The sequence below is a fragment of the Cryobacterium sp. MP_M3 genome (genome assembly GCF_015752155.1).
GTDB lineage: Bacteria > Actinomycetota > Actinomycetes > Actinomycetales > Microbacteriaceae > Cryobacterium.
Genome location: NZ_JADOVI010000004.1, coordinates 1 through 15,345, shown reverse-complemented (window position 1 = coordinate 15,345; position 15,345 = coordinate 1). Strand labels below are relative to the sequence as shown.

The window sequence follows — 15,345 nt, the reverse complement described above, 5'->3', positions numbered from 1 at the left end:
TGGGTCTCGGCTTGCTAGACAGGTGCGCGCGTTATCCCCGGCGAAGCAGCCTCTCGACCCCAGCCCGCTGCGCGCTCAGATCGGCGGCGTCGGGGCGCGCAGTCCACTCGCGCATCCGGGTCACGATGGGCGGAGCGGAGCGGAGCAGCACGAGCGCCGTGCCATACGGCAGGGTACGGATGACGTCGGGCGGCATGATCGGCACGCGCCGTGTCGAGCGCTGATTCGAGCGCAACCCGCGCTCGCCGATGGTCACGGAGTCGGTGATCTCATCACGGTCGCCGATGAGGGTGGAGAGATCCTGAAGGTCGCGGGAGCCGGATGCGCCGCCGAGCACGATCTTGGCGATGCTGGCATCCCAGATCGCTGTCGCCGCATTCTCACCCCAGCGTTCGCGCGCCTGGGCCATCGACTGCAAGACGGGCATCACCGTCAGCCCGGTACCCCCGCCCTCGGCCATGAGTACTGGGAGCGACGGCAGGGGCGCGAGGTTACCGATCTCATCGAGCGCGAGCAGCACCGGCGGGTCGAGTCGTGCGCCGGGTGAGCGCGCGGCGAGACGGCGCGCGGTTTCCACGAGGTCTTCGACGAATGCGGCGACGAGTGCCGACGATGCACCAGCACCGGCACCCGTTGCCAGCAGGTAGAGCGTGCCCGAGTTGCGGAGAAATGCCTCGGGGTCGAACTGCTCGTCCTCGCTCGGACTGACTGCTTCGAGCACCCGCGGGTCGGCGAGCGCTGCCAGAGCCAACGAGACCCCCTGCCAAATCGAGTCGCGCGTACGCGGGTCGGACTGGAGCATCGCGTCGAGGGACTCCGCCCAGCCGGTCGCCGCACCGGAGGAGGCGGACAGGATGGCGACGGCATCCGCTGCCGCCGCGGGATCGAGCGTCCAGCGGAACAGCTCGGTGGGTGGTCTGCCGTCGAGGGCGGCCGCGTGCAGCAGTGCTTGAAGTGCGGTGCGGGTCTTGCCCTCCCAGAAGCCGCCGTTCTCCACAGCGGGGCCGGAGAGCCCGGTGCCCGCGGCGAGCCCGGTGGCACGGATCATCGCCGTGAGCGGCAGCTCGCACCCCCGCACCGGATTCCAACGCAGACCAGCAGGCACGCCCTGGGCGAGCCGCTGCGGGTCGAAGACGGCGACCGGTCCGTGCTGCGAGCGTGCGCGGAGCGTGGCAGTGAGGTTGTCGGGGCGCGTCGAGGTAGTCACGACCGCGCCGGGGGCATCGAGGATGCTGTTGATGACAATGTGCGTACCCTTGCCAGAACGTGGCGGCCCGATGAGCAGGATGGAGTCCTCCACCGAGGTCCAGACCCGCTTCCCGTGAGCGGTGCCGATCAGATAGCCGACGTCCACGGGTCGGGGCTTGTCGAGCGAGGGACGAAGGATGCCCGCGCGGGTGAGCAGCGCGCGATCCGAGGCGGAGCGCACGATGTCGCCGGTCTCGGCGATACCGACGATCTTGTTCGGGTCGGCTTTCGAGCGACGACTCAGTTCGTGGACGAATCGCCAGAGAAACCATCCGGCGACTCCGGCACCCGCGACCATCACACCGGCAGTCAGCCAGTAGGCCACGGGATGAAGGGTCTCCGAGCCGAGTGCCGAGCCGGGGTCGTCGGCGTGGAAGACGACGCCGAACCCGGCCTCAAGGCCCGCCGTCGGCTGTGCCGGTCCCGTCAGGAACGCCGCCACGTTGCCCGCGAGCCGCAGTGTTCCGGCTAGCACCATCGCACCGATCAGTGCGCCGAGCGCGAGGTTTGTCAGCTCGTCGCCGAACGAGCCCGATCGCGTCGACGCGCTGCTCACGTCGGCTGCCCGACGATGCAGGTGCCCGACATGCGCCCGAGAAGGACAACCTCGCGGGTGGGGCTGAGGTCGAGTAGTCCCGGCTCGATCAGCGCTCGGGCGGAGCCTTCGCTCTGCGCGTCAGTGTGGCGGATGATGATCGCCACCGCGACCTGCTCGCCGGGGATGAATCCCTCGTCGCCGTGCACGGCCAGCAAATGCGCAGATATGCCCGCGCTCGGTTCAGCCGTAACCGGCGCCGGTTCCTCGCCTGGCTCAGTCGCCAGGGTGCCCAGGATCGGCTGCGTCACGATGTCGGTGTAGACGCTGCCATCCTGCTCGTTGATGACCACGCGGACGGGCGAATGACGCTGCTCGATCACCTGGCTGATGACCTGCGCGAACGAGTGGCGCTGCCACCGCGGGGCGAAGGTCGGCGAGTCGAGCGGCTGCCCATCGACGGCGACGCTGAGCGTTGCATCCGGCTGGACGGTCATCACGATGATCGGAAGCACCGGGGGTACTTGTATGGGCCGCGCAGCCTCGGTCTCGCTGCTGGAGCTGGGCTTGCGTCGCTTCGTCAGTGTGCTGCTCATCGCACGCCTCCTGTCATCCGGCTGGTCGTGTCGAATGCCGCCAGCTCGGCGGGGTGGAGCTGGTGCTGCACGACGAAGCTTCTGTCCTTGATGCGCCAGAGCCCCTGTCCGGTGCCGAGCCCCGGGAGCAGCCCTTCCTCGGTGCCGGTCAACCCCAGCGCGCTCGCCGTTGCGCCGAGCTGGTCGGACTCCTGGCGGTAGATGATCCTGGTCTCCGCGTTGGCGAGCAGCGACGACGCGAGAGCGCGCATCGCAGAACCCTGATCGCCCACGTTGTCGAGGTCGCTGAGTTTGTGGAAGATCAGCATGTTGGCGATGCCGAAGTGCCTCGCCAACCGCCACTGTGCATCCATTCGCCGAAGGAGCGCGGGGTGCGACATCAAGCGCCACGCCTCGTCATAGATCACCCATCGCTGCCCGCCTTGCGGGTCGAGCAGCGCCGACTCCATCCACGCGGATGAGCAGGTCATCAGCACCGATACGAGGGTCGAGTTCTCGGCGACGCGCGAGAGATCGAGCGAGATCATCGGCAGGGACGGATCGAACTTCACCGTGCTCGGCCCGTCGAAGAGGCCCTGGAGGTCACCAGCGACGAGCCGCCGCAGCGCGTGACCGACGACACGACCGTCTTCGATGAGGCGGCCGTCGACATTGTTGTCGATGGCGGGCGCGAGGATGCGGTCGACGACCATCGGGAGGATCGGAACGTCGGACGATCGCACGGCGTCGGCGAGGGCGAGGTCGATAGCGGTGTGTTCCAGCGGTGTGAGCGGTCGATCGAGCACCGTCTCGGCGAGCGCACCGATGAGGTCGCGACGCCTCGATGTGACTTGGCTCAGCCATTCGGTGTCGCTGAGTGCCGAGGGGCGGTGGCCTTCATCCAGCGGGTTGAGGCGGTTCGGCATCCCGTGCCCGAGCACGATGGCCCGGCCGCCTACGGCTTCGGCGACGGCCGTGTGCTCACCCTTGGGATCTCCGGGCACGTAGACGCGACGGCCGAACGGGATGCTGCGGGTGTAGAGGCTCTTCGCCAGTGACGACTTGCCCGAGCCCACGATTCCGGCGAGCACGATGTTCGGCGCGGTGATGGCGCCCCTCGCATAGAGCACCCACGGGTCGTAGACGAAGGATGCCCCGGAGTAGAGATCTTGTCCGACGAAGACACCTTGCGATCCCAGCCCACCCTCGGCGAGGAACGGGTATGCGCCCGCGAGCGTCGCACTCGTGTCTTGGTGGCGCGGGAGGCGGAGCTTGCCCGGCGTGCGCAAAGCGGCGGGGCGGGCCTCGCCCGCGCTCGGCAGGTAAGTCGTCGCGCGTTGCGCATCGCGCTCGGCTTCCCACTCGGCTCGGGCCTGTGCCTGGTGCGCCTTGCGGTCGTCGGTAGCGATTCGCTGCGCCGCCTGTCGCCGTGCCCTTCGCACTGATCGACGCTCGTTCGCCGGGTCGAGCAGCACTGTCGTGTGGAGGCGCTCGCGCTCGTCGTCGTTCACAGCGACAGCCCCCGCCGTTCGGAGAGCGCACGATGTGCGAACCGGTCGCCGTCGCCGAAGAGAGCCCGAGGCGTTTGCTCAGGCGAGGTGCCTCGGCGCTCCGCAGCCGGTGCCCACGCGACGCGACCGGAATGCTGGGACGCCTGATCGACGGCCAGCTCGGCGCGACGCACGAGACTCGCCGCCCGCCGAAGCGCGTTCGCGGCGGCGAATGCCTCCTCTACGCCAGCCCAGTGGTCGCCGCTATCGGTGTGCGCCCTGGACTCATCCCAGGTGTGCGCAGTGGCGACCTGCTCCAGCACCTGCACGAGCGACCGGAGACCGCCGAGCAACTCGCCTATCACCGTGTACGTGTGCGCGGGATCATCGAACGTGCGTGAGGCGTGAGCCAATGCCCGCAGCACCTCGCGTGCTTCCGCGGCATCGGCCACAGGGTCGTGGAAGGTTGGCATCGGGGCTCCTGATGGTCGGAATTACCAAGGAGGTACGCCGGCGCTACCCGGCGTCACACGCCCTACGTCGGAGGCCCCAGGTAAGGTCGGGGTCAGTCACAGCAAAGGGGTCGGATGAGCGCGAGTATGTACCGCGGCCAACTTGAGCGGAAACGTAAGCAGCGTGTTGACGCCGACAAGAAGGCGGGCGAATACCGCAGCAAGGAATCCAAGAAGCGGGCTGAAGCAGGGGCTGCCCGCTCTGCGGCGTCAAAGTCCAAGAGCACCAGCATGGTGCAGACCAAGCTGCGGGACGCCGAAAGGCGTGAGTCCGAGGCAGCCGCGGCCGGCAAAGAAGCAGGTCGCTGGCAATCGCGTGCTGCGGGATACGCGAAAGAGGAGGCTGCGTTGGCCGGCAAACTCGTCAAGGCAGAGCTTTCAGAGGCGAACACGGCCGAACAGCGTCGCAAACGCGACCAGCAGCAGGCAGCCGTAGCGCGTGCGTCGGTCGAGCGGCGCCTTGTCCACACTGAGCAATCCGTGACTCAGGCAATCCGTGAGCTGCGCCCGCCCAAGCCGGAAACGCTTCGCGTGCTGATCCTGGGCGCCTCCTCCGAGGGAGACCTCCGCGTCGGGCGTGAACAGAAGCGCATCCGTGCCGCCGTCGAATCCGCGCTGCATCGCGACCGAATCACGCTGGACGTACGCCCGGCGGCCACGACTGCAGACCTCATGGACGGCATCACGAAGTTCCGCCCGCACGTCGTGCACTTCTCCGGGCACAGCAATGAAGACCTCATCGTCTTCGAGGACGAGCGCGATGAGCCCCACGAAGGCGTAATCGTGACCGCGCGAGCATTCGCCGCCGCGATCCGCGCCACGGACGACCCGCCGTTGCTCGTGCTGCTCAACTCGTGCAGGTCGGCCGGCCAGATCGACGCGCTCGTTCAGGACGTTGTGCCGTTCGCAATCGGCATGGCAGACGAGATCGACGACGGCGATGCGATCAGCTACGCGGCGCAGTTCTACGCTGCGGTCGCCAACGGACAGTCGATCCACTCCGCGCATCTATCCGGCCAGGCGGCGCTACAGCTCGCCGGGCTCAACGGAGCCGATCTGCCCACCCTCGCGTGGTCTGAGGGTGTCGACCCCGCTGCTACGTTGCTTGTTCGCCCAGCGGAGTAGCAGCGGCGCTTACTCGGCGTAAGCCGATTCGGCAAGTTCTTCGTCGATGCTCGCCGCGAGCGCAGCCTCGGTCCCACCTCGCTCGACGTCGGCAGTCGTCGTAGGAATCCCGCAGCGACGATCGAGGTCGAGGTGCGCCCACGGCGTCGGGTTCGCCGCTTGGTTGGTCATAGGCGTGTCAACCGGCGTTGAGTTCCGCCGCGTAATCGCGCGCCGACTCCTTGAGTTCGGCCTTGGTCACGAAGTCGTCTCACTCACGCAGGTAGGGGCGGTGCGACTCGTTGCCGTTGTTACTGCACACAGCATCGTCGTGCCAGTCTTCGTTCATGGTCGGCAGTTGCGGTCCGCGAGGTGGCAGGCAGCAAGCAGTACTGGGGCAACGCTGTGCTGGCGACCATGAAAGTTCTCGACGCAGTAGGCGCGTTAGCACTTTGACTCTCGCGCGGCGGCCCGCCTCAGTCACTTTCAACTAGCGGAAGTCGTAGTCCTCGTCCCTGCCGCTCGAATCCCAAATTTCCTCGGCTCCCGCGAACGAGTGGTCTTCAGGCTCTTCCTCATAGTTCAGCGATGTCGGACCTTCGATGTGGTCCTCCCCGATCATGCAACGGCAGGGAAATGCCTCCTGCGTGAGTTCGCCATTCACGATGCTGTTGACGGCGCGGGCGTGGTCGGGTCCTGTGGGCATCCCCCGATGCTACCGAGTCGGACAATTTACGACGAGGGGTTCGCTTCGTTCGGATGACCGTTGGTCAGTTTCCTCGGGGGACCGGCGTGCCCCCAGGAAACGGGCAGGACAATGAAACACGAGAATACTGAGAGCAGCTAATGTTCCAATAACGACCTGACTAGGAGCAGATAATTGGCATCACTTCGCGAAGGGGCGCATGAGAAGGGTCGTAAAGGCGTTTTCGATTCCAAGCGCTGGCTCGAAAGCACCACGCATATTGAGCTTGGTTTTGACTCCTACTACTACACCGCTTTATGCACTCTCGAACGCCTTGACGGTGAGATAAAGACCTATGATCTCTTCGGCAAGATCCTCTCAACGAAGGAACCGCTGTATGTCGAAGTGAAGGACTACGGGGGGCCGGGCGGGAAGCAGCCTGACGAGTTCTGGGAGTTCCTCGCTAATGCATACAGTGTCAGTGCCAAGATGGAAGCTAAGGGGATCGGAGATCCCAAAGCGAATTTCATGTGGGTGACGACCCATCCGTTTGAGCAAACAAAATGGGTTGAACTCGCCACTCGTGAACGCCTCAAGACTGCGGTTACCGAGAAGCATCCTGAGGTACTAAACGGGTTGGATATAGACGAAGACCTCCTGACCCGAGTTGCGGGCCGTCTCTGGGTGCTGGTGGTAAACGCTCGGCAGCACCAACTTAATCTCACCCAAGTAGAACTGGACAAAGTGCACAGCGTCCTCGGAAGAAGGGGAACAGAATGAGCGAAATCTTTGACAGCGTCGCAGCCGTCCGCGAAGCAATGAGTGCCAGCCGCGAGGGCGACGTAGTCCAGGGAGTGAAGTCTGCCGTTGCCGCTGAGCTGACGATGCTTGATCCGGACGCAAACATTGTGTTCACGGACTACTTCAATCATTCATATGTGCCAGACATGGTGATCCAGTGGCGAGATTCGGGCAAGAAGCGTGAGCGGCGTATCTACCTGCGTAACTCGCTTGGATCGATGGCCATGGGGGATCAAGCCGAAGCGCTGGCCGGGCTGGAACCCGTCATGCTTGGCCTACGTACTGAGGACGAAAAGGAACTCATCGAGGAGGTGCGGGATCAATTCAAGGAAGCACCCCGTGCTTTCGTAACCGAGTTGTCGGCCGTTGCCGACTTGACCAGAGTCGCTGTCGAAGTACCAAGCACTTCAACAGTGCGAAAGGCGCCCATCCTTGATCTGGTGCGTGGCAGCATCGTGAGAGGGGGCCGCGGGGTTCTAGCAGAAGAGGACTCTCGTGCGCTCGTTGAGTCCGGCAATGACTCGACCGATTCAGCTGAAGCGATGATGGCGTTTCAAACCCAGATTGACCAGCTGTTCCTCGCACCTGCCGCTTCGCGCCTTCATGAAGCCATTCGACTTATCCGGCTTGGCCTTGAAACTGACCTCGGCGATATCGAGGCCCTTGACGAAGACGCGGGACTGTCCGATAGTGAACTTCGCGTACTGCTGCCCTACTTGCTTGCGGACGAGCGAGTTACGAAGAATCGATCGTATTGGGCAGCGGTCGGCGGATTAATGGATCTGGGCAGGCTCGAATCCATCGCCGACGATCTTGCTGGGTTAGACCTCACTCCTCTTGTTTCAGCGAACGTGGAAAGGTGGGGCGCTTCACGGGCTCAATTAACGTTTGCGGAGGAGATTGAAGGTGTGGCTCCTTCGTCGGGTTGGCGAATCAAAGCTCGCCTGCTCGCCGCAGATGTAGGGCCCTGGACGATGTTCCTGACTGCGGATCAACGTCGCTTGAAGGGTCGAGATGCCCGCGGGGCAGCTAGGTGGGACAATCTCTTCCCACTTTTCGATTCACTCATTGTCGGGGCAGTTCAGCTGCAAGGCCTCTCTCGGTCCGTACGCGTTGAAGGGGAAAAGTCGGCAAACGTCTTCGAAGATGTCCTCAGTATTCGCAATACGATCCAGGATGATTTTCATGTTCCATCCGCAACAGTCCGCAGAGAGTACGACGAGGAGAATGTCGCGATCGTTGTCGATTTCGGGGCTATGACCGCATCAGCACCGAACGCGCCGGTAGCTTCCTTTGTGGAAGCGACACGGCTATTGGCATTCCAGTCGCCGCTCGCACGTGAGGATATTGATTTGCTGACCGGTCGTGAGCGTAGCTAGCTCCTTGCTGGTACTTGTCCGGTAGGCAAACCCCGTGTTTGGATTTTCTTGGTGACGGACTCTCTATTCCATTTCTATCTCTGATTGCACGATTCGACCCCTGGATTCCACTGGGGGTCGAGTTGTATCCAGGGCAGGCCAAGGACTCGCCTGCGAGTACAAAGGAACGTCTTCGTAGCGGCCAGCAAGGGCAACACGAGGCGATCCTGGCTTGGATTGTCGCGGGCTCGCCAATGGTTGGAGGTGCCGGAGGGCCCGGATCTCAGTGACAGCGCCCCAATCTTGGCTGGAATGGACACGCAGATCACCAAGGTTCAGCGCGATCTCGAACGGGCCCAAGATGACTACTGCGAGGCGGACGATCCTTCGGAGCATCGCAACCGGATGGAGCGTTATCGGCTGGAACTCGCGGACCACAAGGACCGCCGCGCCGACTACGCCACTCTGCAAGCTGACGCCCACGCGAAGGCCGAGAGGTGTTGACGGACTTGGCGAAGCTTTCGGAGAGGGCAGCGGGACGGCTGGAGAGCATGGCCCCAGCCCAGTCCTGAGGTCACGGCCATTCATGTGCTCCCGCGGATCGGTCACACGTCCCGGCAGAGTGGCAGAGCGGCCGCGGCGAACGCTTGGGCTTGTTGCCCGACCAGCCGCCGCGTCTCGCACGACGCCTGTACGGCGGCCTGTTCGATCGCGGCGACGGCGGCATCCAGTTCGTCGACGGTCGGAGCCGAGACGGCGATGAGCCCGGTGTAGCGGAGTACACCGTGGCCGGCGGTGAGGTCGGACTCCTGCTGGAGCACGTCCTGGTACTCGGCGGTGCGGGCAGCGTCTTCGATCTGCCCGATCTTCGCGCGCTGCGCCGCGTCCGAGAGGAGCCCAACCTTCTTCTTGCGGATGTCGCGCACCGCCAGGTCGGCGCGCACCGGTGTGCAGATCAGCGAGAACGTGCGCTTGACTCCCGAGGTCAGCAGCATGGGGGCGAGGAACCCTGGGTAGACCTGCGAGCGCGGCCACTCTGAGATCCAGAGCACCGTGTGGTGCGCCGAGTCTGTCCGCATCTTGTCCCAGCTTTCGGTCAACGCGACCGGCCCCGCGGTGGCGAGCGACCGGCTGATCTCGGAGTGTCGTTCGAGGGCGGGCGCGGCAGCCGGATCGTAGGCCGAGCGGAGGATGACCGCGACCTCACCCGGTGAGAGCCAGCCGGTCGTCGTGAGGTCGGCGGCGCGCAGCGCGGTGACGAGCGTGGTCATCTCCTGCCGCAGCACCGAGGCAGCCCCGCGGAGACCGCCGCCCGAGGAGCGGATCTGCCGCGCCGCAGCGTGCATGTCGAGCGCGAGCGAGATTGTCGTCGCGTGACGCTCGCTGGTCGGCCCCGCGCGTTCGATCAGTTCGCGGTACGTCGTCGCGGGCCAGGAGTCGTCGTCTTTGCCGTGCGTCGCCCACCACTCGGCGAGTCCGCTGCCGGAGTCGGGAAGGGTTCGCTCCGATACTTGGAGGCGGGCGATCCTGCCCGAGTGGCATGCGGTGGCGAGCACTCGTCCCCAGCCGCTGACTCGCCGTTGCTGCTCGCCGGGGTCGAGCAGCACGAAGGCGGGGTGTGTGACGCCGAGGACGGCGGTGAGTGTCTGCGCGTGCGGATCGTGCACCATCGCTGCGCCGGTCTCGGGATCGACCCACTCACGGAGTGCCGCCGCGTCACCCGGCAACGAGAGCGTGCCCACGGGCCGCGGTTTGATGACCCGATGCCGGAAGATCAGCTGGCCTGCCGTGCTGCGCCACGTCCAGCGGGTGACGATCGGCAGCCAGTCGACGAGCTTGCGGCCCCTCACCAAGACGGAGGCGAGCAGGAGGCAGGTTAGCCAGATTGGCGACGACCCGACGACAACCATTGCGCCGCCCGAGTAGATCGCGATCACAAACGTGACGATCCCGATGCCGAAAACGAGGAGCTGCGAGACCGACAGCCCGAGCAGGATACCGCGCCGAGGCAGCCGGGAGAACTGCATCGATGAGAGCTGCTGGCCGTTCGTCGGGTCGTGATGCGTCGCCATGATCTACCCCTTTCGTGACCCGACGGGCGTGGGAGCGGGCGGTCGCTGGCGGACGGTGGAGGCCGGTGAGGGAGCAGACGTCGGGGGAGCGGCCTCTGCGTGCCCCATCGCAGCGCCGCCCACCGCGGCCCCCACCTTCGGCCCTGCGGTGGTCGCGGCCTTGACGACCTGTGCGCCAACGACTGCGGCGGCGGCAGGGCCGGCGGCAGCCGCCCCCGCTCCTGCCGCTCCGCTCGACGCCGCAGCGCCGCTGCCCGAGGCGGCAGCTCCGCTTGCCGTTCCGCTGGTGGCCGGAGTCGCCGTGGCTGCCGCGTTCGGCGCGGGAGTAGGGCTGCCGCCCGAGCTGCTTTGCCCGTCGAGCACTGACTTCGCGGCGTTCGGCTGGGGCTTGACCGGGATCGGGATCGGCCGATTCATCGCCGACTTCGCCTCCTGCTCGCTCGACATCGCGTGGTACATGTCGAAGCCGATGAAGGAGATGAACTTGTAGGTCAGGTATGGGGCGAAGGCTGCGATGAACATGAGCACGATGCCCGAGATTGGATCGCTAATTGAGGCGAGGTCGAGGTCGATTGGGGCGCTGACCTGCTCGATGGCGACGAGGAAAATGACGACCAGCACGAGCTTCGAGAAGATCAGGGCAATGACGAAGGCGGCCCACCTAGCGAACCATCCTTTCGCCGTATCCCAGGTGAACCCGGCGAGCGCGATGGGTGCGAAGACGATCGCCACCAGTAGCAGCGCCTTGCGAATGAGTAGTGAGAACCACACGATCGCCGCGCCTGCGATGCCGAGACCGGCGAGAAAGATCGTGACGATCGCGCCGACGCCGGGTGAGGCGATGTTGATGGTCGTGAGCCCGGCAGCGAGCAGCGTGATCCGATCACCCATGCCCTCCATCGTGTTGCCGGTCGCCTGCACAACTCCGATGGCGAGTTGATCCACCACTTCGAGCAGCGTCGCGGTGAGCGAGATCGCGATGAACGAGCCGAGTACTGACTTGGCGAGGCCGAGGCCCGCCCGTGAGAGTGCCATCGGGTCGCGGTTCACGAGGCCGGTGATGAGCTGGAGGCAGAAGAAGATGAGCATGACGAAGACCGCCACACCGAAGAGCACGTTGTACACGTCGATGTATTGCCCGCCCGTCACATCAACGAGCGTGGTCGTGTCGAACACACCCCAGACCGCCTCGAACATCCACGCGGCCGCCTGACCCATCGCCTGCGCGAGCCAATCGAACGGTGCTGACACGAGCGATGCGACGCCCTCGCCAACCGAATCGCACACAGTCGCGATGACCGGCACGTCACACACGCTCATCGGCTCTGCCGCCCAAGTGTCGATGAGGCGTCAGACCGACTGGCCGACGGTCCAGAAGAAGTTCACGAGGGTCACGGATGCGCCGCAGACAATCGCCGCCCCACATGCCACGAGCACGCCGAGCTTGCCGCGGGACGCGAGGTGAGGGTTGGAGGAGTTTGCACCGAAGCCCCAGACGACGGCCGCGATGATGAGTGCGAGGACTGCGAGGATGAGCCCCACGGTCATCGCTGCGCCGACGATGACGCGCAGTTGTTCGATGCCCGGTAGGCCGTCGGTGTTGGGGCCGATGTCAATCACTGGTGTGCTCCTTTGGCAGGCGGAAGAAGAACCTGCTTGGAAGGTGCGTACGGCGTCCCGGCGACACGTGAGTCGCGTGCCTGCGAACGTGCTGAGGATTTGGCGCTGCGAGGTTTTCGCCCTGCCTGAACATCAGTTAGATCATGCGGGGCCAGGCCGCGATTCTCAGTGAGATAGAAGCGCTTTGCCTCGGATCACGAGATCGCTGGCCTCGTGCACGGCCGCTTCGAGACTTCTAACCTCAGCTTCTTCAACTGTCTGCGCCGTGATCTCTCGCCTGAGGGCCTCAATGCTGGGTTCCATAGCCCGCATTGCCTCATCGGCCGCAACTTTCACGATTTCGGCGACCGCTGCGTGTAGTTGCTCCCGTTGTTCCCGCTGGCGCACCTTGTCGCGGTCAATCTGGACTTTGTCCTCGATCATCGAGGCAAGTTCGGCGACGACGGGCAGTGCGGCGGAGGCGATGCCACCGGCGAGGCCCAGCTTGCCAGCGGACTTCGTGATTTCGGCGACCTTTCCAGGTTGCTTGGCCGCCAGGTGTGCCTGCCACAGACGGTCCGCGCCTTGAAGTGCGCCGATGGCTTTCTGGCCCAGCTCTTCGAGCCGCGGAACGAGGCTTGGCGCCCTCGTTGCATCTTCCTCCGCAGGTTGAGTGAACCGCCGATAGACGGACTCGAACTTCGCCCAGCCCTGGCCCTCGCGCTGTTGGTCGAGCGCCTGAATTGCGTCCTGACGGATGCGCGCAAGACCGACCTGCTGTTTCTGCCACCACTCCTCAAGCACGGGATCGACAGTGTTTTGAATCGACTCGGCGTCCACCTGTGGGTTGTTGACGGCGCGTCGGATTGCATCCTCGATCGAACCGTTGAGCGAAGCCTCGGCGGCCCCGACGAGCGCGTCGACCTGCTTCAGGAAGAGACTCCTCCGCTGAAGTGAAGCGTTGGCGACATCGGCGGACACCTTCAGGTCGTCAACCGTGGCAGTAGCGCTCGCGAGACGAACAGACGCGGCTCGCGTCCAGAATCGCAGCTCCGCAGCGCACCGAGCATCCTTGTGGTCTTCCCCGGACAACTCGACGAGCGCCGAATGGAGCTCGTCCATCCCATCCCACGACCGCGATGAGTCCCAGACGCTCGACTCTGGGGCGGACTCGAAGGCACCCAGTCCAGCGAAGTCAGGAACGATGACGAAGATGCGGTGTGCATCGGTCAAGCTCAGCGACTCGCGTAATTCATCGCGCTTACGCGCGGCCCACTCCTTGAACCCGTCCAGGTTGAGCGTAGGGTCCACGCCACCCTCGTCCGCCCGCGAGATGAGGAACCATACGCACCCGGGGGGCCACCCCATTGAGAGCACTTCGAGTAGCTCGGGACGTTCGCCCGTCGACAATTGCGGATTCAACGTGACCAGAAGCACGTCGGTCAGGCCGAGCGTTGAGCGCGCTACCTCGGAGTTGCTCAGCGACCGCGCATCCTGCCCCTCCGGGGAGAGGCCCGGAGTGTCGCGGACCAGGCAGCCGTCGACCTCGATCAGGTTCTCTGCGAAGGTCTCGTGCCGAGCGCTGATGGTTAGCCACTCGGGCAGCGGCTGGCCCGCCTCGACCAAGAGACGTCGGAGGATTGAACTCTTGCCCGTATCGAACGCACCGAACAGAGTGAGGACGGGCTGCCGCCGTCCGGCAAACTCTGCCCACTCGACGCTCAACTTCGCGGTGTCGTCCTCTCCAGACACGTCGCTGATCCACGACTGGAGTTCTGTCGCTGAGTGCACTGTCATCTTGCAGCTCTTTCCGTAGGTACCTCGGCCAAGCTCTCGCCAGCCGCGTGCAACTCCATCATGCCGTCCCGACGGTGGGCGGCGTCGACCATCGATTGTTGTTGGCGCATTCCTTGGTCGACGAGCTGTTGGAGGTGACCGGCGAATAGCGCATCGACCCCCCGGACGTAGTTCATGGGGCCTTCCTCTTGGTCAAGCAGGCCTGCCACAACATCGTCCGTCGTGGCCCGGATATGCTCTGCGGCTGTCTGGCGGGCCAGCTCGCGCCGCGCCTCCTTCTTGGCGTCCATCGCCCAGTCCATGATGTCAAAGCCCACGGACACGACCCCCAAGATGGCGCCCGCCTTGCCGACCTTCGCTCCCAGTTTCACTGCTCCCCAGGGCTTGAACTTCGCACCCAATGCCTTTCCGATCGCGTACACGGCGTCGCGGTTGCCGATCGCCTTTACGACGACCCCGACGTGTTTGACGCCGACGGCCGCCGCGTGAACGCCTCCAGCCAGCCCCCCGCCTTGGTCCTTCCCGCTCCTCTTGGTTTCCGCCGCAAACTCGAAACGCTTCAGCTCGCGGTCAAACTCGGATGCGTGACGGCGTGACCACTCGTCGAGTTCGCGCTCAATCTCTACCGACAGCGAGTCCATCGCGCTTCCAAGCCGCGGATCCTCCCACCAGGTATCCAGCCGTTTCGCCATGACATCGACCGCGTCTGGACCGGCTCCGAGCGCTTCGGCCAAAACTTCGCTGGCGTGGTCTTCTGCAACGCGACGAGTCCGCCCCTTGATCGAGCGCGTCAGCAGCCTCAGTTCGGCCAGCGACATCTCGACGAGCCGCTCCAGCCGCGCGCGTGCGGACTGGGCCGCATCTAGGTCATCGATCTCAGACTCCACACGGTGCTTCGCAAGTCGGAGTGCCGAGCGCGCACGATCCAGCGCCGCCTCCACGGCAAGACTGAGCAGGCGCTCGCCATCAAGTGAGAGCAGTGGTTCACACAGCGCGGCCACGCCATCCCAGACCCGCGCGGCGGGTGCGTAGTCTGCCTGCGTTACGGGTGAACGGTCGCCGACCAGACCGTACGGATCAGCGGCGACGGCGAGTACCTGCTGTGGCCTGACGACGATGCTCTTTGACCGGAAGATCGTGAGCAGTTCCTCGATCTTCCGATGGCGGCGCACGAGGAAGTCGCGTGCAGCGAAATGGGGATCCACTCCGACCTCATCGATTCGCCCGATCACGAAGATAGTGCGGCTGGCGCTCCCGATGCTTGCCTCGTCACCAACGAGCAGACGCTCCAGTGCGGAGGTGTCACCAATCAGCAGGTTGACGTGAAGCACCACGATCACGAGCGCGGCATCCTGGGCAGCTTCCGCAGCAGCGGCATCATGGCTGTCTCGACCGCTCTGAAACCCTGGGACGTCGACGAGGTCGAGCGGTCCGAATCGGCAGTGGCGCAGTGCGCTTGTAACCGGGCTTGCCTCAAGACCGTTCAGTTAAGCGTTTTGAATGGTGATTTCTGAGGCGTGGAGGGGTTGTGGCCATTGTGCGTGGTGGAGGCGTTTGGCGGGCCACTTC

General features: G+C 64.8%; 16 protein-coding genes. 5 read left to right on the top strand and 11 right to left on the bottom strand.

Annotated features, from left to right (window positions below):
* Nucleotides 1–31: 31 nt before the first annotated feature.
* Genes IWX89_RS06160 through IWX89_RS06145 form a run of 4 tightly spaced genes read right to left on the bottom strand, consistent with a single transcriptional unit; the run spans nucleotide 32 to nucleotide 4,321 of the window.
* Nucleotides 32–1,804 carry a TraM recognition domain-containing protein gene (locus IWX89_RS06160; protein WP_307836442.1) on the bottom strand — a complete coding sequence of 591 codons (1,773 nt, stop codon included), beginning with the start codon at nucleotides 1,802–1,804 and terminating at the stop codon, nucleotides 32–34.
* Nucleotides 1,801–2,379, bottom strand: coding sequence for a hypothetical protein (locus IWX89_RS06155; RefSeq protein WP_196902694.1), 579 nt, complete (start codon nucleotides 2,377–2,379; stop codon nucleotides 1,801–1,803). The genes IWX89_RS06160 and IWX89_RS06155 overlap by 4 nt, the downstream gene beginning before the upstream one ends.
* Nucleotides 2,376–3,869 (bottom strand): ATP-binding protein, encoded by a 1,494-nt coding sequence (locus IWX89_RS06150; protein ID WP_196902693.1) that lies wholly within the window; start codon nucleotides 3,867–3,869, stop codon nucleotides 2,376–2,378. The genes IWX89_RS06155 and IWX89_RS06150 overlap by 4 nt, the downstream gene beginning before the upstream one ends.
* On the bottom strand, nucleotides 3,866–4,321 hold the full coding sequence (locus tag IWX89_RS06145; RefSeq protein ID WP_196902692.1) for a hypothetical protein: 456 nt from the start codon (nucleotides 4,319–4,321) through the stop codon (nucleotides 3,866–3,868). Before IWX89_RS06145 ends, IWX89_RS06150 begins: the two co-directional genes overlap by 4 nt.
* 114 nt (nucleotides 4,322–4,435) lie before the next feature.
* Between IWX89_RS06145 and IWX89_RS06140 the strand changes: the two genes are divergently transcribed.
* Nucleotides 4,436–5,485, top strand: a complete 1,050-nt coding sequence (locus tag IWX89_RS06140) for a hypothetical protein (RefSeq protein ID WP_196902691.1) — start codon at nucleotides 4,436–4,438, stop codon at nucleotides 5,483–5,485.
* A gap of 9 nt (nucleotides 5,486–5,494) precedes the next feature.
* On the opposite strand, the gene IWX89_RS06135 is transcribed toward IWX89_RS06140, so the two are convergent.
* Together IWX89_RS06135 and IWX89_RS06130 are read right to left on the bottom strand one after the other, a co-directional pair.
* A complete protein-coding gene (locus IWX89_RS06135) occupies nucleotides 5,495–5,656 on the bottom strand; it encodes a hypothetical protein (protein WP_196902690.1) in 162 nt (53 codons plus the stop codon).
* Between the two features lie 298 nt (nucleotides 5,657–5,954).
* A complete protein-coding gene (locus tag IWX89_RS06130) occupies nucleotides 5,955–6,170 on the bottom strand; it encodes a hypothetical protein (protein ID WP_196902689.1) in 216 nt (71 codons plus the stop codon).
* 174 nt (nucleotides 6,171–6,344) lie between these two features.
* Between IWX89_RS06130 and IWX89_RS06125 the strand changes: the two genes are divergently transcribed.
* The 3 genes from IWX89_RS06125 to IWX89_RS06115 all read left to right on the top strand — a co-directional run bounded on the left by IWX89_RS06125 (nucleotide 6,345) and on the right by IWX89_RS06115 (nucleotide 8,812).
* Nucleotides 6,345–6,929, top strand: coding sequence for a hypothetical protein (locus IWX89_RS06125; RefSeq protein ID WP_196902688.1), 585 nt, complete (start codon nucleotides 6,345–6,347; stop codon nucleotides 6,927–6,929).
* On the top strand, nucleotides 6,926–8,329 hold the full coding sequence (locus IWX89_RS06120) for a hypothetical protein (protein ID WP_196902687.1): 1,404 nt from the start codon (nucleotides 6,926–6,928) through the stop codon (nucleotides 8,327–8,329). The genes IWX89_RS06125 and IWX89_RS06120 overlap by 4 nt, the downstream gene beginning before the upstream one ends.
* Nucleotides 8,330–8,620: 291 nt before the next feature.
* Nucleotides 8,621–8,812 carry a hypothetical protein gene (locus tag IWX89_RS06115; RefSeq protein WP_196902686.1) on the top strand — a complete coding sequence of 64 codons (192 nt, stop codon included), beginning with the start codon at nucleotides 8,621–8,623 and terminating at the stop codon, nucleotides 8,810–8,812.
* A gap of 101 nt (nucleotides 8,813–8,913) precedes the next feature.
* Here the strand turns inward: IWX89_RS06115 and IWX89_RS06110 are convergent, their stop codons facing one another.
* The 5 genes from IWX89_RS06110 to IWX89_RS18975 all read right to left on the bottom strand — a co-directional run bounded on the left by IWX89_RS06110 (nucleotide 8,914) and on the right by IWX89_RS18975 (nucleotide 15,116).
* Nucleotides 8,914–10,380 (bottom strand): SCO6880 family protein, encoded by a 1,467-nt coding sequence (locus IWX89_RS06110; protein WP_196902685.1) that lies wholly within the window; start codon nucleotides 10,378–10,380, stop codon nucleotides 8,914–8,916.
* Between the two features lie 3 nt (nucleotides 10,381–10,383).
* Nucleotides 10,384–11,700 carry a conjugal transfer protein TrbL gene (locus tag IWX89_RS06105; RefSeq protein WP_196902684.1) on the bottom strand — a complete coding sequence of 439 codons (1,317 nt, stop codon included), beginning with the start codon at nucleotides 11,698–11,700 and terminating at the stop codon, nucleotides 10,384–10,386.
* A 30-nt stretch (nucleotides 11,701–11,730) separates the two neighbouring features.
* Nucleotides 11,731–12,000: a DUF6112 family protein gene (locus IWX89_RS06100; protein WP_196902683.1), complete on the bottom strand. Its 270-nt coding sequence runs from the start codon at nucleotides 11,998–12,000 to the stop codon at nucleotides 11,731–11,733.
* A gap of 165 nt (nucleotides 12,001–12,165) precedes the next feature.
* Nucleotides 12,166–13,731 (bottom strand): GTPase domain-containing protein, encoded by a 1,566-nt coding sequence (locus IWX89_RS06095; protein ID WP_196902682.1) that lies wholly within the window; start codon nucleotides 13,729–13,731, stop codon nucleotides 12,166–12,168.
* A 41-nt stretch (nucleotides 13,732–13,772) separates the two neighbouring features.
* Nucleotides 13,773–15,116, bottom strand: coding sequence for a LeoA/HP0731 family dynamin-like GTPase (locus tag IWX89_RS18975; RefSeq protein ID WP_196902681.1), 1,344 nt, complete (start codon nucleotides 15,114–15,116; stop codon nucleotides 13,773–13,775).
* On the opposite strand from IWX89_RS18975, the gene IWX89_RS06085 reads away from it, so the two are divergent.
* Entirely contained in the window at nucleotides 15,099–15,290 is a 192-nt protein-coding gene (locus tag IWX89_RS06085; RefSeq protein WP_196902680.1) for a hypothetical protein, read from the top strand. The two genes, IWX89_RS18975 and IWX89_RS06085, sit on opposite strands and share 18 nt — an antisense overlap.
* The last annotated feature ends 55 nt before the right edge of the window (nucleotides 15,291–15,345 follow it).